19 protein-coding genes and 2 pseudogenes are annotated in these 26,683 nt (G+C 49.5%); 13 read left to right on the top strand and 8 right to left on the bottom strand.

Annotated elements, in window-relative coordinates; genetic code table 11:
• Positions 1 to 11 precede the first annotated feature (11 nt).
• Positions 12 to 1,037, top strand: coding sequence for a L,D-transpeptidase (locus tag DW083_RS07445; protein ID WP_122332001.1), 1,026 nt, complete (start codon positions 12 to 14; stop codon positions 1,035 to 1,037).
• Between the two features lie 34 nt (positions 1,038 to 1,071).
• Complete coding sequence (locus DW083_RS07440) at positions 1,072 to 1,806, top strand: murein L,D-transpeptidase catalytic domain family protein (RefSeq protein WP_122331958.1); 735 nt, start codon at positions 1,072 to 1,074, stop codon at positions 1,804 to 1,806.
• On the opposite strand, the gene DW083_RS07435 is transcribed toward DW083_RS07440, so the two are convergent.
• From DW083_RS07435 to DW083_RS07420, 4 genes and pseudogenes are all read right to left on the bottom strand, one after another.
• Entirely contained in the window at positions 1,728 to 2,318 is a 591-nt protein-coding gene (locus tag DW083_RS07435; RefSeq protein WP_122331957.1) for an aminotransferase class IV family protein, read from the bottom strand. The genes DW083_RS07440 and DW083_RS07435 overlap by 79 nt on opposite strands.
• Positions 2,302 to 3,303: an aminodeoxychorismate synthase component I gene (locus DW083_RS07430; RefSeq protein ID WP_122331956.1), complete on the bottom strand. Its 1,002-nt coding sequence runs from the start codon at positions 3,301 to 3,303 to the stop codon at positions 2,302 to 2,304. Before DW083_RS07430 ends, DW083_RS07435 begins: the two co-directional genes overlap by 17 nt.
• A pseudogene (locus DW083_RS07425) lies at positions 3,300 to 4,186 on the bottom strand (carbon-nitrogen hydrolase). The gene DW083_RS07430 and the pseudogene DW083_RS07425 overlap by 4 nt, the downstream one beginning before the upstream one ends.
• A gap of 36 nt (positions 4,187 to 4,222) precedes the next feature.
• Entirely contained in the window at positions 4,223 to 5,251 is a 1,029-nt protein-coding gene (locus DW083_RS07420; protein WP_122331955.1) for an agmatine deiminase family protein, read from the bottom strand.
• A 137-nt stretch (positions 5,252 to 5,388) separates the two neighbouring features.
• Between DW083_RS07420 and DW083_RS07415 the strand changes: the two genes are divergently transcribed.
• The 3 genes from DW083_RS07415 (at position 5,389) to creD (ending at position 7,722) form a co-directional block, all read left to right on the top strand.
• Positions 5,389 to 6,006: a hypothetical protein gene (locus DW083_RS07415; protein WP_233551896.1), complete on the top strand. Its 618-nt coding sequence runs from the start codon at positions 5,389 to 5,391 to the stop codon at positions 6,004 to 6,006.
• The gene (locus DW083_RS07410; protein WP_115501248.1) at positions 6,003 to 6,293 is read left to right on the top strand and encodes a transcriptional regulator; all 291 of its coding nucleotides are present in this window, start codon (positions 6,003 to 6,005) and stop codon (positions 6,291 to 6,293) included. The genes DW083_RS07415 and DW083_RS07410 overlap by 4 nt, the downstream gene beginning before the upstream one ends.
• Positions 6,294 to 6,354: 61 nt before the next feature.
• Positions 6,355 to 7,722, top strand: coding sequence for a cell envelope integrity protein CreD (gene creD, locus DW083_RS07405; protein WP_122331954.1), 1,368 nt, complete (start codon positions 6,355 to 6,357; stop codon positions 7,720 to 7,722).
• A 14-nt stretch (positions 7,723 to 7,736) separates the two neighbouring features.
• On the opposite strand, the gene DW083_RS07400 is transcribed toward creD, so the two are convergent.
• From DW083_RS07400 to DW083_RS07385, 4 genes are all read right to left on the bottom strand, one after another.
• Complete coding sequence (locus tag DW083_RS07400; RefSeq protein ID WP_233551893.1) at positions 7,737 to 9,359, bottom strand: DUF6493 family protein; 1,623 nt, start codon at positions 9,357 to 9,359, stop codon at positions 7,737 to 7,739.
• 168 nt (positions 9,360 to 9,527) lie between these two features.
• Positions 9,528 to 10,019, bottom strand: coding sequence for a Dps family protein (locus tag DW083_RS07395; RefSeq protein WP_122331952.1), 492 nt, complete (start codon positions 10,017 to 10,019; stop codon positions 9,528 to 9,530).
• Positions 10,020 to 10,146: 127 nt separating this feature from the next.
• Positions 10,147 to 12,123 carry a glycoside hydrolase family 127 protein gene (locus tag DW083_RS07390; RefSeq protein ID WP_122331951.1) on the bottom strand — a complete coding sequence of 659 codons (1,977 nt, stop codon included), beginning with the start codon at positions 12,121 to 12,123 and terminating at the stop codon, positions 10,147 to 10,149.
• Between the two features lie 703 nt (positions 12,124 to 12,826).
• Positions 12,827 to 15,277 (bottom strand): glycoside hydrolase family 127 protein, encoded by a 2,451-nt coding sequence (locus DW083_RS07385; RefSeq protein ID WP_122331950.1) that lies wholly within the window; start codon positions 15,275 to 15,277, stop codon positions 12,827 to 12,829.
• Positions 15,278 to 15,419: 142 nt separating this feature from the next.
• On the opposite strand from DW083_RS07385, the gene DW083_RS07380 reads away from it, so the two are divergent.
• The 8 genes and pseudogenes from DW083_RS07380 (at position 15,420) to DW083_RS23555 (ending at position 23,826) form a co-directional block, all read left to right on the top strand.
• On the top strand, positions 15,420 to 16,346 hold the full coding sequence (locus DW083_RS07380) for a hydrogen peroxide-inducible genes activator (RefSeq protein WP_122331949.1): 927 nt from the start codon (positions 15,420 to 15,422) through the stop codon (positions 16,344 to 16,346).
• Positions 16,347 to 16,718: 372 nt separating this feature from the next.
• Positions 16,719 to 17,564, top strand: coding sequence for a prephenate dehydratase (locus DW083_RS07375; protein ID WP_122331948.1), 846 nt, complete (start codon positions 16,719 to 16,721; stop codon positions 17,562 to 17,564).
• Positions 17,539 to 18,720 carry a pyridoxal phosphate-dependent aminotransferase gene (locus tag DW083_RS07370; protein WP_122331947.1) on the top strand — a complete coding sequence of 394 codons (1,182 nt, stop codon included), beginning with the start codon at positions 17,539 to 17,541 and terminating at the stop codon, positions 18,718 to 18,720. Before DW083_RS07375 ends, DW083_RS07370 begins: the two co-directional genes overlap by 26 nt.
• A gap of 43 nt (positions 18,721 to 18,763) precedes the next feature.
• Positions 18,764 to 19,831: a bifunctional 3-deoxy-7-phosphoheptulonate synthase/chorismate mutase type II gene (locus DW083_RS07365; protein ID WP_199659153.1), complete on the top strand. Its 1,068-nt coding sequence runs from the start codon at positions 18,764 to 18,766 to the stop codon at positions 19,829 to 19,831.
• 107 nt (positions 19,832 to 19,938) lie between these two features.
• Positions 19,939 to 20,711: pseudogene (locus DW083_RS07360) on the top strand (prephenate dehydrogenase).
• 503 nt (positions 20,712 to 21,214) lie between these two features.
• Positions 21,215 to 21,985, top strand: a complete 771-nt coding sequence (locus DW083_RS07355) for a DUF4469 domain-containing protein (RefSeq protein ID WP_122331946.1) — start codon at positions 21,215 to 21,217, stop codon at positions 21,983 to 21,985.
• A 402-nt stretch (positions 21,986 to 22,387) separates the two neighbouring features.
• Positions 22,388 to 22,843, top strand: a complete 456-nt coding sequence (locus DW083_RS21990) for a hypothetical protein (RefSeq protein WP_147382109.1) — start codon at positions 22,388 to 22,390, stop codon at positions 22,841 to 22,843.
• Positions 22,828 to 23,826, top strand: a complete 999-nt coding sequence (locus DW083_RS23555) for a GLUG motif-containing protein (protein ID WP_122331944.1) — start codon at positions 22,828 to 22,830, stop codon at positions 23,824 to 23,826. The genes DW083_RS21990 and DW083_RS23555 overlap by 16 nt, the downstream gene beginning before the upstream one ends.
• Positions 23,827 to 26,683 lie beyond the last annotated feature (2,857 nt).

The raw sequence follows: 26,683 nt of genomic DNA, 5'->3' as shown, positions 1-26,683 counted from the left end.
CGACAGATAAAATAAAGAATAGATACGATGAGCCGGTTCCCATACTTTTGATACTTTGCCTTTCCACACTCAGTTTTTGCACGACTAAATCAGGAGAGTCGCAAAACGCCGATTCCCAGAAACAAGATACACTGGTGACAGCTACCACCCCCGATAAAGACACGATTCTCGTTCCTATAGAGATTGTTATCGAAAAGGAATTGCTTTATGACCAGCATACATTAGCCGATACTTATCCCTACAAAGATACGACACGTGTATTCCAATGGGGTAAGATAAAGGAACGTCTACGGTTGCTCGATTCTATCCAACAGAAACCTGCACGCTGGGCGATCCTCCAAAACTACAGGAACAAGAACGGGGAAGCCCCGTTAGTCCGGAAGTTTCACAGGGATGCCTATAAACGGGTTTCCGACACGTTGGGCATCGAGCGTTACCAGTCTGTTCCGCTCTACCTGCCGGAAGATACACTGACTGCAGAACGTTATGGCCGTGACGGCGATCTCGTCAAGCTATTGGAGGAAGGCGATCGCCTATCCCGTATCCAAACGATCTATACGGACGGGGAATGGCTGATTCCGAAGAAATACGTCAAGCCGATAGCCGATACGGTCACTTTTAATAAAGCCATATTCGTCGATGTGACCAACCAAAACATTGCAACTCTTGAACATATCGGTTCCAAATGGCTGGTCAGAAGCATGAATCCCGCCACAACCGGCCAGCACCACCCTCCCTATGCGCAAGAGACGCCGTTAGGCATGTTTGTTGTCCAGGAAAAGAAAGCAAGGATGATTTACCTGGTTGACGGAAGCAAGGAAACAGGAGGATTCGCCCCATATGCCAGCCGTTTTACAAACGGAGGCTATATTCACGGGGTTCCGGTAAACGCACCGCGAAAGTCGCTGATCGAATACAGCCCGACACTCGGAACGACTCCACGCTCCCATATGTGTGTCCGGAATGCGACTTCACATGCCAAGTTTGTTTATGATTGGGCACCTGTAAATGAGACTATTGTTTTCGTTTTTGATTAAAAGTCTTATCTTTGTGCGACATTACTTAATCTTTATGTTATCACGCGTTTGTCTATATCTGATTTTTCTATTTCTTCCTGCCAACTATACGGCAACCAGAAGTACGTCTCCCTCTGTACCGGCAATACCATTATCGGATTGCCAGCAGCTATACACAGATATGCAACTCGAAAACGTGGTCAATTATAAGGCTTTCGAATATGCACTAACCGGGGCAAAAGCAATCGAGCGACGGAACAAAGATATCATTACCCTCATCGACTTCAGCAAGCCGTCGACAGAAGAACGGCTTTACGTACTGGATATCCGCCATAAAAAGCTACTGTTCTCATCCCTTGTCTCACATGGGAAAAACAGCGGCGGTAATTATGCCACTTCCTTTTCCAATGAAGTGGGTTCCTATAAAAGCTCGTTAGGTTTTTTCGTTACAGAAAACACTTATCAGGGTAAAAACGGATATTCCCTCATTCTGAACGGTTTGGAAAAAGGCTTCAATGACCGGGCAAAAGAGCGGGCGATCGTGATGCACGGTGCCAGTTATTGCAATCCGTCTGTTGCAGCATCCGCCGGTCGCCTGGGAAGAAGTTTCGGCTGTCCCGCCCTGCCTCCGTCACTGACTAAACCGATCATCAATACCATTAAGAACGGGACTTTACTCTATATTTATGCCAACGATAAGCATTACCTGAGTCACAGCACAATCTTATCCACCGAAAACTCTATTTCTCCAAATTCAATCATTGCATTAAACAACCGGATACGGGAATAACGCGCCAAATCATCCGGACGGATATCTTCCCGGACAATCTCTCCCCTGTCCAACAAAGAGGCTCTTTTCGTTCCGACCAACAACGGCATGGCGGGAGTAACCCACTGCGCGCCGTCCCAAAGCGCAACATTACAGATAGAAGTATCGGTCAACAGTCCTTTCCGCACAATCAGGACATCATCTTGCGTCTTACGAAGCGCAAACAAGCGGTCCAATAGCTCCCGATCCGTACTTTTATAAGAATAGTCTGCATCATCGCAAACAACTAACCGCAAAGATGAAACAGGACGCAGGTGATAAGCCGCATACTCCACCTTCAGGATGTCATCTACATACTCCACCCGGCATTTTGTCCGCTCCCGGAAAGTATCCGGCTGAATATAGTCCGCCAGATCGAGCCCTCCCGCTTGCAACAACACTTCCCGACGCGTCTCATTCATACGCTTGTTATGATAGGACAAGTTGTGAATCCGCCCGTCCTCTATACGGATTGTTTCAATAAATGGGAACATATACCTTCTGTTTCATTTCATTATACTCGCTCGACAAATCGCTCTTGGCAGTAATGCCGCCACCGCTCTTAAAGACCAGGCTACCATCCGCCAGTTGTTCCAAAAAGCGGATCATAACAGCACTATTCAAGCTGCTTCCATCAAAATAGCCCATCACGCCGGTATAGAAACCTCTTTCATAGGTCTCCGCCTCCGCAATAATTTCCATCGTCTTTTTCTTCGGCGCCCCGGTTATAGAACCTGCCGGAAGAAGGTGAAAAAGCAATTCCCCCACTCCCGCCTGCCAGTCTGTCGCAAGACGTCCGCGAATCTCGGAACTGACCTGCAACAAGGCCCCTCGATGTGTTTGCAATTCGTCTATATAACGATAGCGGGTAACCTCCACCTCCGTAGCAACCCTGCTCAGGTCATTCCGGATCAGATCGACAATAGTGGCATGTTCGGCCGTTTCCTTCGGATCATCCAGTATCCGCCTGCGGGCATCCGGTAAGGTAGCGTCAATCGTCCCTTTCATCGGATAAGAGTAGATAAACCCATCTTGTATCTTCACAAATATTTCGGGAGAGAAGACTACGAAACGATCTTTCATCCACAACTTATATCGTGCCTCCGAACGATAGAAAACCTCCAGCAGACTCAAATTACTCCGGACAGGCGTCAGGCAGGTGAGGTTTGTCAGATAAGAGTTTCCGGCCCGGATATGGCTGACCACTTTCCGGAAAGAATCGGCATAAGCCTCCAGCGATATGGGAAATGTTTCCCATTGGACTACCGGACTGCCATTTCCCGTAAAGCCGGCGCACATTCCCTCTTCCACATTCGTCAAACCATCCAGGTTATAGAGCAATTCAGCCGGATCGACCCGGTCTGTCTCCTCTACAAAAACACAATCCTGCTTATAATCGACCACAAACAGGAAAGGCCGCCTTTCCGCACCCAACAGGTTCATACGGCAGACGGCCTCTGTACGATTACAAAATTTCATATCAGAAAACGTTCGGTCAAGCCTCCAAAGGCATCGATACGACGATCACGGAAGAAAGGCCACCAACGGCGCACGTTCTCACTACGTGTTTTATCAATCTCGACGACCCGTATTTCTTCATCGTTATTAGATAATTCAGTTAGTAATTCGCCTTGCGGACCCGCCACGAAGCTATTCCCCCAGAACCGGATACCATTCGTCTGGCCGGAAGGGTCCGGCTCATGTCCGACACGGTTCACCGTAATAACCGGAAGCCCGTTTGCCACAGCATGACCGCGTTGCACGGTCACCCAAGCCCCTAACTGACGTTGCTTTTCTTCCTCCGTATCACTACTCTCCCAACCGATAGCTGTCGGATAGATCAACAGCTCCGCTCCTTTCATCGCCATCAGGCGGGCAGCCTCCGGATACCACTGGTCCCAGCAAACCAATACGCCCAATTTGCCAACCGAAGTCTGGATCGGCTCGAAGCCAGATCACCGGGAGTAAAATAGAACTTCTCATAATAAGCCGGATCATCCGGAATATGCATCTTACGGTATTTCCCGGCAATAGTGCCATCCTTCTCGATCACCACAGCCGTATTGTGATACAATCCGGACGCCCGTTTCTCAAACAAAGAAAGTACCAGCACAATCCCTAATTCCTTCGCCAATGCCCCGAATATCTCGGTTGAAGGACCGGGTATCGGTTCCGCCTGATCGAACACCGCCGTATCTTCCGTCTGGCAAAAATAAAGCCCGTTATGCAACTCCTGCAAAACAACCAGCCCCGCCCCTTGCGAAGCACAAGCCCGGATATTCCGTTTCAGCTTCTCAATATTAGCAGTGCGGTCCCCCGTATTCGCCTGCTGCACCAATCCAACCTTTAACGTATCTCCCATCTTATCTTTTAACTCTTAATTCTTAATTCTTAATTTTCAACAGACAACCCCTTCCGGATACTGCATCGTCACACAATGCAAAGAACCGTGCTGCTTAATCAACGGCAAGCAATTGATCCCAATGATTTCACGATCCGGGAATGCTTGCTGCAAAGCAGCTTTTGCCAATTCGTCTTTCGGCGAATCATAATAAGGCAGCAACACCGCCCCATTGATGATCAGAAAGTTTGCATAAGTGGCCGGAAGACGCTCTCCTTCCCATTCCACCGGGTCCGCCATCGGTAGCGGGATCAGCCGGTAAGGTTTACCGTCCGCCTGCCGGAAAGCCTGCAATTCCTGTTCCATCGCCCGGAGTTCTTCAAAATGCTCATCCGACTCATCCGTACATTGCACGTATGCAATCGTATCTTCACTACAGAACCGGGCCAACGTGTCGACATGGCTGTCCGTATCGTCACCGGCCAGATAACCGTTTTGCAGCCATAAAATACGCTCAAACCCGAACACGTCTTTCAAATAGGCTTCCAGTTCCTCCTTCTGCAAATATTCATTCCGGTTCACCGAAGAAAGACACTCTACGGTCGTCAGCAATGTACCCCTGCCGTCCGACTCTATACTGCCACCCTCCAACACAAACGGCTGCATATTGACAGACAGGACACCATCGGCAAAAGTTCCCTGCGCAAACAGGTTACGGGTTATCAGGTTATCCAGATTTGCCGCGAACTTCATTCCCCAACCGTTAAACACGAAATCGTACACAAGAGGTTCCCCCTGGTCGAATACGGAAATACCGCCATGATCACGCGCCCAGGTATCGTTTGTTTCCATCTCCCGGAAAATAATCCGACTATAGTCCACATCGCCCAACTGTCCGCGTACCGCCTGTTCATCCGGGCAGACAATCAGCAACTTCTCACGTTTGATCACCTCTTTGGCAATCGAGACAAAGCAAGGCACCACCTCGTCCAATATCGGAGCCCAGTCCGTATCTTCGTGCGGCCATGTCAACTGTACGGCACTTTGCGGATACCACTCCGCCGGTAATACTATTTTATCTTCCATCTGTATTCAGTATAACTTTTCTTCTTTGTGCAAATGTAAGCATTTTAAGTCGTAAAAAAACAGGTCGGAATATTTGGAATATTAAGAAACCTATTTAACTTTGCAGCACAAAGTACTTTTCACAGCAGCGAATAGATATGAACAAACAATTAGAAGACATAAAAGCCATACGGGAAATGATGGAAAGATCCTCCAAGTTCCTATCATTAAGTGGATTATCAGGCATAACTGCCGGAGTTGCAGCTATTATCGGAGCCTTTGTAGCCGATTTTTATATCCTGACACCCGGCAATACCTTAGCAAGCACTAACGAAAACACAGTGCATACACTGCTCCTTTTACTGGCGGATGCCTGCATCGTCTTACTGATTTCGATAAGTGCAGGCATGTATTTCTCGTGGAGGAAAGCACGAAAAAGCAACAGTAAGCCATCGGCTGCCCTGATCCGCAAAACGCTCTACAATTTAGGAGTCCCACTTGTCACCGGTGGTATTTTCTCCCTTGTCTTCCTGCTACAAAACGATATTACGATGGCATTGGCCATGACACTTGTTTTCTATGGACTGGCTTTGTTCTGTGTATCAAAATATACATACGACGAAATTCATTACCTGAGCTTGGGAGAGATCGTTTTGGGAATCGCAGCGGTTATCTGGCCAACACATGCTTTCTGGTTCTGGATCTTCGGGTTCGGTTTTTTCCATATAGCCTACGGTTCACTCATGTATATCAAATATGATTTGAATAAAGGATGAAAAACATAATATCCAAATTAAATAAAGCTTTTGAAAGCCGCATCAGGTTAGGCATTATGTCTATCCTCTCAGTCAATGATTCAGCTGACTTCAACACGATGAAGCAGTTGATGGACCTGACTGACGGCAACCTGGCAAGCCACCTGAAAGCGTTAGAAGGATTAGGGTATATCCAATCCACCAAACAATTTATAGGTCGCAAGCCCAACACGACCTATACCATTACGGAAGAAGGACAAAAAGCTTTCAAAGAACATTTGAACGCATTGGAAGAGTTGATCCGATAATTTTTTTTGCCCATCCACTTTGAGATACAAAGTACTTTCATACACATAAACAGATAATCTTATGACAACAACACCGAAAAGAACAGAAAAAACGAGCCAGACTATCACCTTTAAGGCTCTGATTATTGCCGTACTAACAATCCTCTTGCTAATTCCGGGATTGATGATCCAGGATTTGATCCAGGAACGGAAAAACAGAAGCGTAGAAACAATAGAGAAAATAAACGCAAAATGGAGCAATGCGCAAACGGTTTGCGGCCCTATCCTCTGTGTCCCCTATACAACCACGTACACGGATTCTGATAACAAAATCACCAAACGCCTGCATACGCTGAGCATCACACCGGAAGAACTGAACATCAATACCCGCCTGTTCCCGGAAGAAAGACATTACGGAATCTATAAAACAATCTTGTATAAGAGCGAGATAGACGTAGAAGGACAGTTTGACAAAGCCACCTCCTTACAGATTGAAAACAGCGTTATCCACTGGAACAACGCGTATGTCACGATCGGCTTGTCAGACCTGAGAGGTATAACCGATAATATAGAATTCAACCTGAACGGCCATTCATACACAGCAGAAGCGACAGGCAACAGCGATGAACTGTCAGGCAAGATTCTGACTGTCGGCATAGGCGACTCTCTGGCACCGGAAACAGGTCAGCCCTTAAACTTCAACTACAAACTGAAACTAAACGGAAGCAGTAACATCAACTTTATCCCCATTGGCAAAACCAGCAAGGTACAGGTTGCCGGCGCATGGAGTTCACCGGGTTTCATCGGGAACTTCAGTCCGGAACATACGATTACGGAAAAGGGATTCGAAGCCTCATGGAGCATACTCCGCTTCAATCGTAATATCCCGGATATGTGGTCCGATAATCAAGTTGAGTCCTTCTATGACTCCACATTCGGTGTCAGCCTGGTCGACCCGGTCGATCATTACCAGCAGAACATGCGTTCAGCCAAATATGCCCTCATGTTCATTGCCCTCACTTTCGTTGTCTTTTTCTTTGTAGAGATACTTACCCGGACACGCATCCACCCGATCCAGTATCTATTAGTCGGCATCGCTCTAATCCTGTTCTACAGTTTGTTATTGTCTATTTCAGAACAGATAAATTTTGCGGTTGCCTACCTGATTGCCAGTGTTGCCACAATCGGATTGATAACCGCTTATACACACAGTATCTTTAAGAACAAGACGCAAACCGGCGCACTTGCCTTGTTCCTTTGTATTCTGTACTTATTCCTGTTTGTAATCCTGCAACTGGAGGATGTCGCTTTGCTGATCGGAAGTATCGGGCTATTCATCATTTTAGGAATCATCATGTACTTCTCCCGCAAAATAAATTGGTACAAACAAGAAGATACAGAGGAAGAGCACGGCACAAAACCGGAAACAGCCAGTCAGCCAACCGAGTAATGAGAAATACACCTTTACAGTATTTTCTCTATAATTTCCTGCAACTTGCTGTTTTCTCCCCATTTCCGAAGTAAGGAAAGCAAAGATGCATCCATCACTTTTGACTGGTTGACAGCAAGGACTTCGGTGAAAGCTTCCAACAATCGTTTCAAGTCTTTCACCGGAGTTTCAGGCAAACCGGACAGGAAAGAGAGCAACAGCAATTCCAGTTCGTGGTTATGCCGGGGCGAGATATTCATCATATCTTCAGTCACCAAGCCTGCAAACCGTTGTATAGGCGACCATTCATGCGATTGGATCTCACCCAGGATCTGTCCGACGGCAAAACTGTCCATCTTCCCTTTCTTCACAAATTCCGCCCATAGCTCGGCCGCATTCGTACGGACCGTCTTATTGACACTCAACAGGCAGATCGCCAGATAAGTCTTCGCCATCTTCCCCCACCGGAAATCCAACTCACGCAACGTATCGAGCGTCACCAAGTTAAGCTGGCTCAATTCCGTGTCATTCCAGTAAGCATCCCGCACACGGTCACGCACTAACAGGGCCAGCAAGACCTGCGGAGCATTCGGGGATAGCAACAATATCCGCTTCCAGTCCTTTTCGCGCAAAGACATTTTCCAAAACGTTTCGACCAATAGCGGGATACGCGAGCAAGGACGATACGTCACATACAGCGCATAACCGCCAAAACGTCTTTGTATCTGGACATTCTTGTCCGACGGAGGAAGCAGTTGCAAGATACGGTCCACCTTGCCGAAAGGCTTCTCAAAAACAAACACATCACAGGGAATATCGCCTGTCAGGTAAGCGCGATTGACGGCGGAATAAGGGAAACCGGCAAATTCTTCATAAACGGTTTCCGGGCTTTTCACCAAACCCGCAGTCATCCACAAAGCCTGTTGCGTAAAGCGTCCCTTCGGGCGGGCTTTCGGATCGAACAGGAAAAGAAGCAATTCGCGATATTCGCCTGTCAACTCTTTATCCGCCAGCCGGAGCGCATCTTTCGTCCGGTCCAGCGCCACACGGGACAAGGCGATCTGAAAATCCAGATTATCCGGTTTGGCTTTCGCATTCTGATACTCCTGCAGGCGTAATACGAGGACTACCGGATCAATCCATGCCGGTCGGTGCGTAGGCGTGGATAAGAGCGGTAAAGTATTCTTTTCCCTGATTTGTTTTGTGATACGCTTGGCAAGTTCCCAATAGGGTTTATAATCCCGATAGGACTGCTGTGCTTTTTTACTTTTTATGCCACTGTCCACCTGCAGATTATTCACATAGAACTCATAAAACTCCGGCGTGCAGCCTTCATATTCCTGGAATAGCACTCCGGCATAATCGATTAGAAAAGAAGCAAGAAGGACATCCAGGTCTCCCACTCCTTCCACCTGGTCTTTCATAATCAACCGGGCCTGCTCGAAAGCAGGTATCATACGGGTGGCATCCTTCGGTTTCACAGACGGATGTATCCGGACCAAAGAGGCTATCACCAAATCGAGATGAAAACTCTCGTTCTCCTCTATCGGTTGACTTATCAAAGAAATCAAGCCCTTCAAATTGGCTACCTCCGGTATCCGCATCTCTTCACGTATAAGAGGCATCGTAGAGTTTAATTGTTTTTTCTGTATACCCATAGAACAATATGTTTATCTGTGTACAAATATATAACAGTCAATATTATATCAAATATAAACATAAAAAACGAACTATTGTTCTACAGACCGTATTTATCGCAAAAAAAGGCGCCTCTCACGAGGTGCCTTTTCCAAACGCAACGAATAATTTATTAACTACTTACACACTTATGATTTCTTGCAATCGCAAGAAGAATATGCTACCAACATCCAGACCAGCTTTTCCTGTTCTTTCAGGTAATCGCTCATCAGCGCTACTGTTGCCTCGTCGCCCGATTCGGATGCTAAGGAGAGCAACTTGCGTTCTTCGGCGATGAATTGGCCGTAGGTGTTCAGGATATTTTCCAGTGCTTCGTCGGCACAGGATACGCCCGATACTTCCTTCACTTTGGCGACTTTCAGGTATTCGCTGAACTTGTTGACAGGCACGCCACCCAACATCAGGATGCGTTCTGCCAGTTCGTCGACCTTTTCGGCAGCATCGTTATACATCTCTTCGAATTTACTGTGGAGAACAAAGAAACCGTGTCCCTTGATGTTCCAGTGGAAACCGCGAAGGTTTGTATAAAATACCTGATAATCGGCTAATAACTGTTGTAATGCTTCCACTACTTTACCTGCTGCAACTGCGTCCAAATGGATATAATCTAATGTCTTCATAATGCTTTACTTTTTAATTGTTATACTTTTTGTTTTTCTTGTACTGCAAAGATACATCAGACATAAGTTGCTGTCAAACAGATAATTTCTATACCATATAGATAGAATCTATACAAACCGTCTCAACTTACTCTCCCGGTACGGAAGTACGGACGGCGTTCACTTCTTGGGGCAACCAGACCGCCATCTCGCCTTTCCCGCGATGCGCCCAGGCATAATAGGGAATCAATGTCAACGTCACGTCTTTAACAGTCAGGCGGCCACTTGCATCATAGTCCAACGCCTGTGCCGAAGTCTTGATCTCATTAATTCCATGCAGCAGATCCGGCTTGCGTTCAAGCGTAAACTCGGGCTTACGGTTCACCAATACACCCAGGATACTGAAATCATTGTCCGGCCATTCGGCACAGTAGACGACCGGCCCACGCTCTACGGCTACACGCCCCCGGTCGGCTTCCACCTTTGCATTGGCCTTGACCGTATGCGGCTCCATATCAAAATGCACCTCTACCACATCCCCCTTTTTCCACTGGCGTGAAACAGAGAAATATCCCTTTTCCAATCCGCTCTCTACCGCTTCGCCATTTACTTTAATGGAATAGCCCAACTGCTTACCGTCGGAGAACGTGTACAGGTCACTCGGCACCACTTCGCCTCTCACCCAACCCGGGATGCGGATTTTCAACGTAAAGTCTTGCTTCCCTTTAGGGGTTACATTCAGGCGGATATCGCCGTTCCAGGGGTATTCGGTGCTCTGGGCCAATTGCAGGCTCTTTCCGTTCACCTTCAGGTCGGACGTGTTGCTCATAAAAAGGTTGACATATACATCTTTGTCATGCACCGCATATACATATCCCGGCAAAGAGGGAATAAAACGGCAGATATTAGACGGGCAGCAGGCACAGCCGAACCAGGGCTGGCGCTGATGCTGGCCGGTCGACTCCAACGGATTCGGATAGAAGAAACCACCACCATCTAAGGAGACACCCGAAATCAAACCATTATATAAGGTACGCTCGAGAACATCATAATATTTGGATTCTCCGTGAAGCAGGAACAGGCGGTAGTTCCAATATACATTCCCGATTGCGGCACAAGTCTCGCAATAGGCGGTCAGGTTCGGCAATTCGTAGTTTTTCCCGAAAGCCTCCCCTTCATTGGTTGCCCCGATACCGCCTGTGAGATAAAGTTTCTTCGCCGCTACATTTTCCCAGATGCGGTCGATAGCATGGACATATCCCGTATCGCCTGTCAGGGCAGCCACATCTGCCATACCGGAATACATATAGGCTGCACGCACGGCATGACCGACGGCTTCATCCTGTTCCAACACCGGCTTATGCGCCTGGCTGTAAGCATCTTTACGGGCCGTATGGCCACGCTTGTCAAGAAAGAATTTGGCAAGGTCGAGATATTTCCGCTGTCCTGTTGCTAAATAAAGTTTACAAAGCGCCATCTCGGCAATCTGATGACCGGGCACCAAAACGAGCTGTCCGGGTTTGTCGCCTATCGCCTTCTCCACACAATCGGCATATTTAATCGCTATATCCAGAAAATTCCTTTTCCCGGTTGCCTGGTAATGTGCTACAGCCCCTTCCACCATATGGCCCAAATTGTAAAACTCATGGCTCAGCTCTTCCACTTTTTCCCATCGCCGGCTGCCTGCCCATTCATGCGGATGCTGCGGGTTCATGGTGCGGGCCGTATATAAATAGCCGTCCGGTTCCTGCGCGGCAGCCACAATGGTCAGTACGCTGTCGATATATTTATCCAGTTTCTTATCCGGATAGGTCTGCATGGAATAGCTCGCCCCTTCGATCGTCTTATAGACATCCGTATCATCGAACGAGAACCCTTCGACCTTATAATCGCTGTTAGGATGGGCCGCTTTCACGAAGTTTTCATAACGCCCCGTTTCTTCGCATTTACTGAATGCAAGCGGGATAGTCACCTCACGGCTGGCCTTCAGTCTTTGTCCCCAGAAACTATCGGTTACTTTTACGGATGTGAAGGGAACAGGCGTTATCGGGTAGCCGCCGTCATGCGTTTGTGCACTGCCTGCCAAACTTATGCCGGCAAGTGCAACTAATAAGATTTGCTTCATTATATATAAGAATTAAGTTACGCGATCTTTAAAGTGTAAAATTACACACTTAATCAAAAAAAGCAATTCAACACCTGTATGTTATTGAACAGCATTGTTTCAAAATTGGTAAGTTTTGAATCTCCTGCAAACCTAATGAATTACAATAACCCCCTTTTTTACCGTTTTTCTATTTCGTCCGAAATTCTGATCGATTTTGGATTGACTCTTTTCACGGTTTAAACTCCCCTTCCTGACAATAGGAAAAACGAGGTGCGCAGTCCGTTCCGAAAAACGTGCAATTTGATTGCCGAAAGACGGAAACGCCGACAATGTGATAAAGCTTAACTCCCGGAGAATCGATTATTTGAAAATAAAACGGACGGCGTCCCAAATATCGCAAGGAAATTCAGGGGCTTTTTTGCCATGAAAACGGTCCTCTTTTCAATTAGGACGGTCATAATCGCCATTATGACGTCCTAATCTTCGCGAGGTGCCGAGTGCACTACACATTAGCACGGTCGTAATGGCAAAGAGGACGGTCATAATTGCGGAAAACGTTCAAAAAAGAGGAAAAAGCCCCTTTTTGAGGTCAAAAAAGCGGATTAACATTTGTTTTGTTTTGAATGTCTTTTGGAACTGAAAAATGCGTTTTATACAATAAGTCCCCTGGATAGTTGAAAGTTAAGAGTTGAAAATTGAAAGTTTGGAGGGATCGCATTTCTTAATTTACTTTCCATTCAATCACTCCACCCGACTCGCCTTTCTGAAGTTGGATAACCAGTTTCAGGCCGGTAGTCTCAACCGGGGTAAAGTCTACGGAATTATAGCAATCCTTTTTACAGCCGTATTCTCCCTGGGCTTCTACATCTTTCCAGCTATTCCCCTTCCGATACTGCACTTTCCAGCTTGCCGGGACACGGAAGTTGCCGTCATAATGGTCGAAGTCAAGCCAGTAGACCTGCACATTCCGGACACTCTCGGGTTTATCGAAGACATATTCGATCGATTCTTCCGTACCTTCTTTCAACCAGAAATACCAGTAAGGTTTCGACATATCGTCCGAACTTTTCGGGTTCCACTGGTCATTGACGCCGTAACACCATTCACGGCGTTCATGGGCTATACCGTCTTTCTGGATCGGGGCACTGACAACGGTATATGATTTCGCACGTGAAGCGATGTTAGGTTCCGGTGTCGGTCTGGCATATCCGGCCGAAGCTGGAATCCAGACAGCCATTTCAGCATTCCCACGATTATTCCAGGTTGAATAAGGAATCATTTTTACAGGAACATCCTTTTCCGAAACAGTGCCGTTCGCTTCATCACGCTCCATTTCCTTAGCGGTTGTACTCAGTTCCACTATGCCGTTCAATTTGTCTTTCTCATATTGGAATGTGAAAGCGGCATTTTCAGGAAGATACTTATTGAACACATGGTGGTCGGGCATATCGACCCCTTCCAGGCAATACACCATCGGTCCGCGTTCTACGGACAGCAGGCCTTCGTCGGCACGGACCTTTTCATGTGCCTTCACCCGGCGAACCTCCATCGGCATACGGAGTTCGACGACATCACCCGGCTTCCACTGCCGCTCGATCACCACATATCCATGATGTGCTTTCTCTTTCAGCGGCGTTCCATTTACGAAGACGGCACAAGGTTTTCTATCTCTTTTTACAAACGTATAGAGATCGCTGCCGGGAACCGGTTCATCGCCAGTCCAGGCCGGAATGCGGAGTTTCAGGTTAAAAGGGAGAGGCTTTTGCGGCGAGACGGTCAGCTTGACCGTACCGTCCCAGGGATATTCCGTATCCTGGACCAGGGCTACAGTATCACCTGCCAAAGCTATCCGGCTTCGGCTGCCCGCATACAAATTCACATAGAGGTTGTTGCCCTGAGTGGCATACATATATTTGGGAATAGAAGCCATAAAGCGGGTGACATTACCCGGACAGCAGGCACACCCGAACCAGAGCGCCCGTTCGTGCTGCCCCATCGATTCGAGCGGATTGTCATAGAAAAACTTATCGCCACTCAAGGAAACGCCTGATATCACACCGTTATATAAGGCGCGTTCCAATACATCTATATACTTGGCATCCCCTGTTGCCAGGAACATGCGCTGGTTCCAATATACATTCGCTATGGAGGCACACGTCTCGCAATAGGCGCTATGGTTATGCAGTTCATATTCAGGCCCGAACCCTTCCCCTTGGGCACGCGAGCCGATTCCTCCCGTTATGTAGAGTTTTTTCGTCGCCATATTATCCCATATCCGGCAAATAGCATTGAAATAGGCCGTATCTTTTGTCAGTGCCGCCACATCCGCCACTCCTGAATACAGATAGCCGGCACGGACGGCATGTCCGACAATCTCTTCCTGTTGCAGGATCGGTTTATGGTCCTGACTGTAAGCATTCAACCGGTGTCCGTCTGTACCGCGCCCGGTTTCTTCCACAAAATATTTCGCCATATCCAGATATTTCTGCTCACCGGTCACCTTATACAATTTGGCAAGCCCCATCTCTATAATCGGATGGCCGGAAGGCACATGTTTCTGCCCCTCGCCCGGACCAAAATCCTTGCAAACCAAATCGGCATTCTTCAAGGCGATATCGAGCAGACTGCGCTTACCGGTAGCCTGGTAATGTGCGACGGCCGCCTCATACAGGTGACCGCTGTTATAGAGTTCGTGGCTGTTCTGCTTTTCCCAGCGCTTCGATCCCCACCAACGGTTCAGCCGCTCGCATTTGTTCGTCACACACGTTGTCAGGTAGCCGTCCGGCTCCTGGGCTGCCCCGATCAGCGTAATAACACTGTCCAGATAAGCATCCAGTTTCGGGTCATATTTAACGGCAAGCGAATAGGAAGCTCCTTCTATAATCTTATAAGGATCGGTATCGTCGAACGGGAAATCGCCTTTATGCTCCCCTTTGATCAGACCGCCCGCTAACGCGAAGTTATCGAAACGTCCGTTTATTTCACATTGCCTGAAAGCGGAGGGGATGGAAACAGTCCGGTTCACCTCGATGCGGGGCGCCCAGAAATGGTCCGTCACGTGTACTTCGGTAAAAGGGACTTCGACGATATCCTTGTCTGAATGATATGAAGTGGAATGGCAAGCACTCAAAGCAACTGCGGCACCGATGGCTAACACAAACTTTTTCTGCATATATATTATTATTAAGGTGTATATATTAGTTGACATACAAAGAAAGTACATTTTCAACATTTATAAAAACATCACATTCCATTATTTTTTTCTACCTTCGTAGAAATTATATCGACAAAAACAATAACAACAAATAAAGCGTATGAATATACAACAACTCGAATACATTCTGGCCGTAGATACTTACCGTCATTTTGCCAAGGCAGCCGAGCACTGCCGCGTAACCCAACCGACATTAAGCATGATGATACAGAAACTGGAAGACGAGCTGGGAGTCAAGCTGTTCGACCGCAACATCCAGCCGGTCTGTCCTACCCCAGCCGGCCGCAAAGTAATCGACCAGGCACGTGTCGTCCTTTATCAGACATCATTGATCAAAGATATTGTAAACGAAGAAGAGCAGTCCCTAAAAGGCACATTCCGCCTTGCCGTGCTGCCGACTATCGCCCCTTACCTGCTTCCCCGTTTCTTCCAGCAGATATCGGAGAAACATCCCGACCTGGATATCCGTATTCTGGAGATGCAGACGGCTCCGACCATGAGGGCCTTGCTCAACGGGGAGATAGATGCGGCTATTATTGCCAACATGCCTACAGAGATGCAACTTCAGGGAGATATTTTATATTATGAGCAGTTCTATGCTTATGTCGCCCGTAATGAGAGCGTTTTTAAGAAAGACATGGTCCGCTCCGCCGACATCAGCGACGAACGCCTCTGGCTGCTGGATGAAGGACACTGCTTCCGCGACCAGCTGATGCGCTTCTGCCAGATGGAAAAGGTAAAACTCCGCCAGGCAGCTTACCGCCTGGGAAGCCTGGAAACCTTTATGCGCATGGTCGAAAGCGGCAACGGCATTACATTCATCCCGGAATTAGCGACCTATCAATTAAGCGACCAACAAAAGGAACTGCTGCGCCCGTTCGCAATCCCCCGTCCGGCCCGCGAAATCGTCTGGGTAACGCGCAAGGACTTTATCCGTCACACAATTGCCGGCATCCTGATCGAAAGCATCAAGAAATGCATTCCGAAAGAGATGCGTACCCTGCAAGCAGGGCTAAGAGTTGTTTGACACTCATTACGTTATTTGCGTAACGTTAATTACGCAATAAGTGTCTATCCAGCTAAGAAGGCAACCCTGACAGAATAAATATTTCGGATGCAGCGAAAAAAAATATCACTTTTCGCTTGTAGTTTCCAAAAAAGCGTTACTTTTGCTGCGTATTTAAAAACAAAGAGACAAAATGAATCGATTTAGCTTTACATATTACTTTTATTACTTTTACTTTAGCAGAGTGAAGGCAGGAGTTTGTATGTAGAGCGTTGATGAGAAAATATATGTATCAATGGAACAATATAAAGTCCTGCCGGTTTCGGTGGGACTTTTTTTTTGTTCCATACAATAGCAAAGATTCAACAGATGAAATTATAAAACAGAAAGAAGATGAAAAAGAAAGTAGCAATCCAGGGAATAGCCGGTTCGTATCACGATATAGCCGCCCGTAATTACTTTGAAGGTGAAGAAATAGACATTATCGGTTGCAATACATTCAGAGAAGTTATTTCGACCATTAAGAAAGATCCTTCCGTTCTGGGAATGATGGCGATCGAAAATACGATTGCAGGCAGCCTGCTGCAGAACCATGAACTGATTCGCGAAAGCGGCTTGCAGATTATCGGCGAATACAAACTGCGTATCTCACATTCACTGGTTGCACTTCCGGGAACCAACATCCACGACATCAAAGAGGTCAACTCGCACCCGATCGCTCTGATGCAATGTACCGACTTCCTCGACACGTTGCCCAATGCGAAAGTGGTCGAGAAGGAAGATACCGCCATGAGCGCCCGGTGGATTTCGGAAAACCAACTGAAAGGGCACGCCGCCATATGCGGGAAACTGGCCGCCCAGATCTACAACATGGAAGTCCTTGCCGAAGGGATCGAGACCAACAAACGAAACTTCACCCGCTTCTTAGCAATAGCCGACCGATGGACGGCGGACGAGATGCTTAAAGGTGAAGACAGAAACAAAGCATCCGTCGTTTTCGCCCTCCCCCACACTGCCGGCAGCCTCTCCAAAGTTCTTTCCGTCCTCTCTTTCTACGACATGAATCTATCGAAAATACAATCCTTGCCGATCATTGGCCGCGAATGGGAATATCTGTTTTATATCAATCTGACCTTTACGGATTACCTGCGCTACAAACAGGCATTGGATGCTATCAGACCGTTGACAAAAGACTTAAAAATATTAGGCGAATATGCAGAAGGAAAACAAAGTGTGTAACGACATTACACCCGCTAACCGTGTAGGTAGCGTACAGGAATACTACTTTTCCAGGAAACTGAAAGAAGTAGCCGAAATGAATGCCGCAGGCAAGAACGTCATCAACCTCGGCGTAGGCAGTCCCGACCTCCCTCCTTCGGAACGGACCATCGAGACCTTGTGTGAACATGCCCATCAGCCGAACGAACACGGCTACCAGCCGTACGTCGGCATTCCGGAACTGCGCAAAGCGTTCGCCGACTGGTATCATAAATGGTACAACGTCAGCCTCGATGCGAAGACAGAGATACAGCCCCTGATCGGCTCCAAAGAAGGAATCCTTCATATCTCGCTGGCCTTCCTGAACCCCGGCGACGGCGTACTGGTCCCCAATCCGGGCTATCCGACCTACAGTTCGGTGAGCAAGTTAGTGGAAGCGAACCTCATCCCCTACGAGCTGAAAGAAGAGTTAGGCTGGCAGCCGGACTTTGAGGAATTAGAGAAGCTGGACCTGTCGAACGTCAAGCTGATGTGGACCAACTACCCGAACATGCCGACAGGCGCCAACGCCAGCATGGAACTGTATGAAAAGCTGGTCGCCTTCGGAAAGAAACACGGCATCATCATCTGCAACGACAACCCGTACAGCTTCATCCTGAACGAGCATCCGTTGAGCATCCTCGCCGTCCCGGGAGCCAAAGACATCTGTATCGAGATGAACTCCATGAGCAAGGCGCACAACATGCCGGGCTGGCGTATGGCGATGCTCGCCTCCAACGCCCAGTTCGTGCAGTGGATACTGAAGGTGAAGAGCAACATCGACTCCGGACAGTTCAAGCCCATGCAGCACGCAGCCGTCGAAGCCCTCGCCGCCCCGAAAGAATGGTACGACAACATGAACAAGGTCTACCGCAGCCGCCGCGACCTCGCCGGACAGATCATGCACACATTAGGATGCGAATACGACGAGAAGCAAGTCGGCATGTTCCTCTGGGGAAAAATACCCGCCGATGCAAAGGGCAGCGAAGCGATAGCCGACAAAGTACTCTACGAGGCGAATGTATTCCTCACCCCGGGATTCATCTTCGGCAGCCAGGGCGAACGCTACATCCGCATCTCGCTCTGCTGCAAAAACGAGACGCTGAAAGAGGCGCTCGAGAGAATAAAGAACTTATAAGTATTGGCACATTGGCATATTGACAAATTAAATCATTATTCATATGGAAATGCAATTAGAATCGATCATGTTACCCGGTATAGACCCGCAACGTCCTGTCGTAATAGCCGGTCCGTGTAGTGCGGAAACAGAAGAACAAGTAATGGAAACTGCCAAAGGCATTGCCGACAAAGGCATCAAGCTGTTCCGCGCAGGCATCTGGAAACCCCGTACCAAACCGGGCGGATTCGAAGGAATCGGTGCAGAAGGCCTGCAATGGCTGAAACGCGTAAAGAAGGAGACCGGCATGTACGTCTCGACCGAAGTGGCCACGAAAGACCACGTCTTCGAAGCCCTGAAAGCCGGCATCGACGTCCTGTGGATCGGCGCCCGTACGACTGTCAACCCGTTCGCCGTACAGGAAATAGCCGACGCCCTGAAAGGTGTGGATGTCCCTGTCCTGATCAAGAACCCGGTCAACCCCGACCTCGAACTGTGGATCGGCGCGTTCCAACGCCTCTACGGAGCAGGCATCCGCCGCTTGGGAGCCATCCACCGCGGTTTCAGCTCGTACGACAAGAAGATGTACCGCAACCTCCCGCTCTGGCATATCCCTATCGAGCTGCGCCGCCGCATGCCGGAACTGCCGATCTTCTGCGACCCGAGCCATATCGGCGGAAAGCGCGAGCTGGTCGCCCCGCTCTGCCAGCAGGCTATGGACCTGAGCTTCGACGGCCTCATCATCGAATCGCACTGCAACCCGGACTGTGCATGGAGCGACGCTTCACAGCAGATCACACCGGATGTGCTGGACTACGTGCTGAACCTCCTCGTCATCCGCGACTCCAACCAGACAACCGAGAACCTCGCCGAACTGCGCCGCCAGATCGACGGCATCGACGAACAGCTGCTCGAACTGCTTGCCAAACGTATGCGCATCTCCCGCGAAATCGGGGTGTATAAGAAGGAGCACAACATGCCCATCCTGCAATCTCCCCGCTACAGCGAAATCCTCGAAAAGCGCTCCAACATGGGCGAACAGATGGACCTGAACCCGGACTTTGTCAAAGAGATGCTGAAAGAGATACACGAAGAGTCTGTCCGCCAGCAGATGATTATAATGAATGAATAATAATGTGCCAATTTGCCAATATGCCAATGTGGCGCTTTGCTAAATGTAGCGATTCTTATATTTCCATTGGCACATTGGCATATTAGCACATTAAATAATTATTAATAATGAAGATACTGATATTAGGTGCCGGAAAGATGGGTTCTTTCTTCACCGACTTGCTGAGCTTTGAACACGAGGTGGCTGTATTGGAGAGCGATCCGAAACGGATGCGTTTCATCTATAACGCCCTGCGCCTCCAGAAACCGGAGGAAGTGGCCGATTTCAACCCCGAACTGGTGATTAACTGCGTCACATTGAGCTATACGATCGAGGCGTTCAAGAGCATCATGCCCTACCTCCAACCCTATTGCATCATCTCGGACATCGCATCCGTCAAGACCTACCTGAAAGAGTTCTACGAAACCTGCGGCTTCCCGTACGTCTCCACCCACCCGATGTTCGGCCCGACGTTTGCCAACCTCGGACAGTTGGAGAAAGAGAACACAATCATCATCTCCGAGGCGACCACTTGGGAAAAATCTTCTTCAAAGATGTTTACGCCAGCCTGCGCCTGCACATCTGCGAATACACGTTCGAGGAGCACGATAAGGTCGTCGCCTACTCGCTCGGCATCCCGTTCGCCTCCACGATGGTCTTTGCCGCCACGATGAAGCATCAGGACGCCCCGGGTACGACCTTCAAGCGACACATGAAGATCGCGCGCGGCCTGCTCTCGGAAGACGATTACCTGTTGACGGAAATCCTCTTCAACCCCCGCACGCCGAAACAGATCGCCCGCATCCAGGAGGAACTGAACATCCTGCAAGATATCATCAAAGACAAAGATTCGGCCGGAATGAAGGAATACCTGACCAAGATCCGGCAGAATATAGAGTAAATTCCCCCTTTTCCTGCATTTGTCCCACGAATTGTCCCACGGGTTTTTATGGCAGTTCGGGTAGTTAGTGATACTTTTGCCCCCGTCGGGTGAAACAAATACCTACCCGATTGTTGGTAAACCTGAGACCTTTCGTTATCTTTGCCCCGCGAGCACAGCGGAAGACTTGCAAGCCCGGAGCGCCGGCGCTTCTTCCGCAGCTCCCGGTACATATTGATTTCGGAAAGCGTTTTAAGATATCATCTCTTACCAATCGAACTTCGCACATTTGATTTACACTGGAGAGATGGTAGCAACAAACGCTCACGTGCATTGTTTATATTGGCGGCTGCCTGCCCATGGCCGTACGTATAGGATAATGGCGTGAGTGCTGTTGCTTATCTTCAGTAAAGGTAATGCGAAGACCTGATTGGTAAGATAAGCGTAAACGGCATCTCACGCTTTTTTGTGTCTGTACGTACGGTCCCGGAGTTTCTAATATTAACGATAAATCAAAATGTATCATGAGCACTATCAATGCAATCGCTCATCTGAATGAGCTGACAAGAGAAATCGAGAACGACTACTATCTCACCGCGCAAGTCACGGCAACCCTCGGCGTGGACGACATCGTCGCCCGCATAGCCGCCCGCGAGATCGCGACGAAGAACGTCGACGGCACCGCGTTCATCAAGACCTTCCTCGACGAATGCTCCCGGGCAGCCGCCGAAGGCAACAACATCGTGACCCCCTTCTTCCGCAGCTCCATCGGCATCCAGGGCAGCGTCCTGGCCAACGACCTGGGGCATAACATCCCCGCCGACCGTCTCAAAGTGTCCGTCAACCTCACCCAGGGCGACGGTGCGCGCCGTGCCATCGAGAGCTGTGTCATTCACGCCTTCGAACAGTCAGGCGCCACAGGCCCCGTCATCCAGTCGGTCACAGACCCGACGGAGAACAAGCCCAACCACCTCAACCCCGGCGGCATGGCCCTTATCAGCGGTATGCGCCTCGCCGTGAAGGGGGACGATGCGAGCGTCGGCATTCTCTTTACGAGCGAAAAAGAACCTGCCACAACTGTCTTTGTAGCCCCCAAGAGCTTGTCGCCCAACTCGCCGACTAAGCTACAGTTTGTTCTTCCGGCGGCGGTGACGGAGGGGAAGTGGTATGTTAGGGTGACGACACAGGGCGGCAGTAATCCCAGCAGGTTGCTCAAAGACCCCCGCTCGTACGACTATCCTGAAATCATTAAGGTAGGCGATGTCCCCGGCTATGAGCGTCCCGGCGAACTCTGATCCTCTCACCATCGGTGACGTGGTAAGGTCACTGCTTGTGACGTGGTAAGGTAACCGATGGTGACGCGGTAAGGTTAGATACTGTGAACATGTAGTGTAAGAACTCCCTCCCCCGCTATCGCGGGTACTCCCTCTATAAACAGAGGGAGAGCTTGAGAATGTTAAACACGCTATTCTTGCATATACATATTAATAGTAACTAATTATTAACTGTTACATTCCTAAACTCTCCCTCTATAAACAGAGGGAGTACCCGCCTCGGCGGGGGAGGGAGTGTAAACACAAATCTATAAACTTTTAATTATTAACTGTCACATTCCCAAGCTCTCCCTCTATGAATAGGAGGGAGTACCGCCCCTGGGCGGGAGAGGGAGTGTAAACACAAATCAATCAAACAACATCATGAAAACAACCCCTCTCCCCCTCATCCTCCTCCTCTCCCTCCTCCTCCTTGCCCCAACCGCCAAGGCGGAAGGCGAGGTTAATAACACTTATTGGCAAGACCAACTTGCCAATGTCTCCGTCGGTACCGACGGGACGCCCACAGACGTCCAGGTAACCCTCCCCAACACCAATGACGCCACCCGCACCGACACCCTCTACACCGTCAAGACCGCCCTCGGCCTCGCCTGGATCGCAAACATCACGAACAACGACTCCGTCTACCAGGCAAACGACCCAGGCTACAAGAAACTCTACCCCCACCAGAAAGGCTTTGCGAACTGCACCGTCGAACTGTCCACCTCACTCAACAACGACACCATTGACCTCTCCGGGTACTACTGGACGCCGATAGGAAATGATGATTACCCTTCAACGGAACCTTCGACGGCAACCACAAGGTGGTACAGGGGCTGAAGATAGAGATAAAGATAGAGGATGTGACACTCTCTAATTTGTCTATATATGCCGGCCTGTTCGGTTACCTGTCCGGCAACGTCCGCAACCTGGGAATCCAAGTCGCTACGGCAGGGATAAAGGTAAAAGGTAAGTATGTTTATGCCGGAGCCTTAGCCGGTTATAATGAAGGCGCCATACAAAATTGTTTTGCCATAGGAAATAATAGCGCCATCATAGACGCGGAGGCAAGCATTGGATATCTCGGTGGCCTTATAGGCAAAATGGAACACGAAGGAAGCATCACAAACTGCTATGCGACTCTCAACGTAAAAGGAACTGTTGCCAGCAACGAACTTGTTTATGCCGGCGGCCTTGTCGGGTATAGTAAAAGTCAAGGCAACATCAGTCACGTATATGCCACAGGAAAGATAGAAGCAACCGGACAAGGTTATCCCTACATGGGCGGTGTGGTTGGTATAGCTGCCGGAGGTACCTTCTCCCACGCCCTCGCCGCAAACAAGGATAACATAACCACTGCAAACAGAGGCTCCTTAGGCCGTGTTTGCGGAAATGTATATATTTCTGATGCCATTTGCGACACCACCACCTGCTATGCCTCCACCAAAATACGAGTGAACGGCAAGGTGACAGGCGTCGGTGGTAGCTCAATCGGCAAGCACTTCGACGGCATCAACGCCGATACCGACACCGACCTCAGCGAACTCTTCCCGACAGGCGGCGACGCAGTTTGGAATCCAGCACCGGCAACCTCCCCATCCTCAAAGGCTTCACCAGCAACTTGCAAGGCACGACCGCAAAGACCGCCGTCTTCGACAGCCCGTTGGACCTTTCGACCCTTACGGCCAACAGCGGCCAGACCCCTTCCATCCAAAACGACATCCCGACCTTCGCCGCCGACTCCCTCATCTTCTCCAACACCGAAGGGTGGAAACACAAGCATGGGACAGACGGACAAAGAAACGCCTTCAGTGGCCGCGTAAAAGGCACGGGCACGAACGTAGAGCTTGCCATTAAGACAGACACGGCGGCAGTGCTTAGCTTTGCTAACGGGACAGTGCTGACAGGGCCTACCACTGACTACAAGTATGCTATCCGTATTACAACAAGCCAGACCGAAGGGAAGACGACCAACGTCACCCTGCGCTCCGAAGGAACGGTGACAGTGAAAGGCGGTGGTAATGGACAATATGCACTTCACCTGGAATCCCAAGCAGCAGGCCACATCGACCCGAAGAACCGCTTCCTGTTCTATGGAGAAACCAGTAGGAGTAGCGGTGAGTTGTATGGCATTATAAGTTGGAAGTGGGACTCTGCCCCGAAGTCAAACATCACCGTCAATTGGGACGGAGGATACGTCACAATACCGTGCGGCAGCGAGAACTCGTATATAAAATTCGCCACCAACCCCGGCGGCGACAACATAACCGTAAGGGTCGGCAAGGACTTTCAGAAAGGACAGCTGGGAGGTCCAAGCGCAAACTTTGTCAGGACCTTCAACTTCATAGATCGGGAAACGAGAATATCCACCTCATATATCTATATGACAAGCGCCGGCGACAAAGGCACAGCCGACAACCCCTATATCATCGACCTCGCCACCATGTCCATCTCCGCAACTGCCGCCGACAGCGGCTATACCTACAGAACCGACAACGACCGGAAGATCGTCACGCTCAATTACACAGGCAGTAAAGACAGTGTTTATTACAGCATAGAGAATAAGGCCGCTAACGGCGCCCACATCCTCCTGACCTCTGCCGACGGCCTCACGAAGCCCCTCTGCCTGAAAGCCCGCTCCGGCAGCTTCGTCGACAGCCTGCAAGTCCCCGCCTCCGCAAACTGGACGCTGAAGGGCGACACCCTCAAAGCCTCCTACGTCGAAGTCAGCGGTGGGCTAAAGCTGGACGGGCCGGTGACGGTGGATAATACGGAAAACGAAACATATAATTACGCACTGAAAGTCTTAGCGGGCGGTTCGGTCACGGCTAACGATGTGCTGAAAGCGTATGGGGCAGGAAAGGACGCTATCAAGATTGAGAACGAAGGGACATTCACCATTGGCAAGGATGGCAAGGTTTATGCATACGGAGATATTAATAATAGCAATACTAATTTCTCGATTAACAAAGGCGGCATACTGCGGTGTGCAGGACATATTACCGGATTAGGGTTAAGTGATCCCGCTATTGGATGGGACTTTACCAACAAACCAAAAACGGAACTGGTAGCCAAACAAGGAAGCGAAGAAATCCGGTTTACCCGTGAGATGTTCGGCAAGTATCTCGACGAGGCTAACTATTTTGCGGCCTACGTGACGGCGGATGCCGAATACAAACTTTACCAGGAAGGCAAAGGAGAACCGTTGATCGGGACTTCGTTGTCGTCGAATGATGGTAGGGATATAGTAGATGTCTTCTCGACTACCGCCGGAAGAACTACAAACTTTTATAACGTGGGAAGCAAGGCGCCCGCCCCAAGCGGGGACATAATAACCATTACAGAAACCAAGAAATATACAGACAGCAGCGGGGAACATGAGTATAATAACATTCTGGTAAATCCCCGGGTATCGCTACTCAAAGTAGGAAAAACGAACGGGAACTCCTTTAATATAGCGGTAAGCAACATCAAAGCGGATAGCTTGGTAGTAGAAGGTTGGATTACTTTGTCCTTGAATCATGACAATACGCTCGACTCCATTGCTGTTGCAGAGGGAGGATCTTTGAGCTTTTCGGGAGCAAGCAACACCGGTACGCTTACCTGCTCGAAGGGCGTCATAAACAGAGGAACATTCAAAGATCGCACCGGACTGATTACTTCCGCCACAGTACCATTAACCGGTGGAGACGTCATTATCACCCCTAAAATATTCGGTAATGCCGAAGTTCCGGTGGGAAGTACGACAGTACTGACGGCGACGGCCAGTCTTGCGTCGGAAGGGACCCCTCTCTCCCCAACTCTGGCTTACACTTGGTATGAATGGAAGAATGACGGTTGGATTGCGCTGAATGACGGTCTAGACTACACCAAGCCAAGCTATACCCTCGGTGCCGGCAAATACCGGTGTATGGTAACGGTGACATTAAGCAACGCCTCGCTTAAATCCACGGCCCCCACTGTCACGACCACATTAACCAGCTTCTTCACCGTCACCGAGAAGTCCACGCCTCCGCCCCCTCCCGTGGTCATCCCGAACTACTACACCGTCACCCTGCCCGCCGTGGAAGGCGCGACCTTTAGCCGTGCGACCGGCGAGACGACAGTGGAAGAGGGCACGAACTTCACGTTCTCGATCGCCCTCGATGCCGACTACGACCAGTCCGTTCCGGTCGTCACCACCAGCCGGGGCGAGACGATAGAGCCGCGTGCCGGCGACGGCCGATATGTGGTGCGCGACATCCAGGAAGACGTCGTCATCACCGTCACCGGCATCCGCCGCAACGACGACCCGACCGCCAATGCCGCCGTCACGCCCGACGCCGTCCGCCTGTGGACCGCCTCCGGCCAGCTGCACATCAGCACGCCCGTAGCCGCCGACCTGCGCATCTACGCCTTCGACGGCAGCCTCCTCCGCTCCCTCCGCCTCCCTGCCGGCGAGACGGTGATGGAGGCGCCGGGTGGGCCTTGCATCGTGGTTGTTGGTGACCGCCGGTTCAAGGTGGCGAGGTGAATGAGGGCGTGCCTCGCCCTTTGCCCTTTGCCGCAGGCTCTCTTTTGCCGTTCGTTTCAGAGACTGTGTGAAAAAGCCCAAGAAGAAATTGTAAAAGAGTAATAGAATTCTTATCTTTAAGGGACAGAAAAAATAAGAACTATGCACTATATAACAGGAACAGATCG

The sequence above is a fragment of the Parabacteroides sp. AF48-14 genome (assembly GCF_003477465.1).
GTDB classification, from domain to species: Bacteria; Bacteroidota; Bacteroidia; order Bacteroidales; family Tannerellaceae; genus Parabacteroides; species Parabacteroides acidifaciens.
This window is presented reverse-complemented; position numbering and strand designations above follow the sequence as displayed.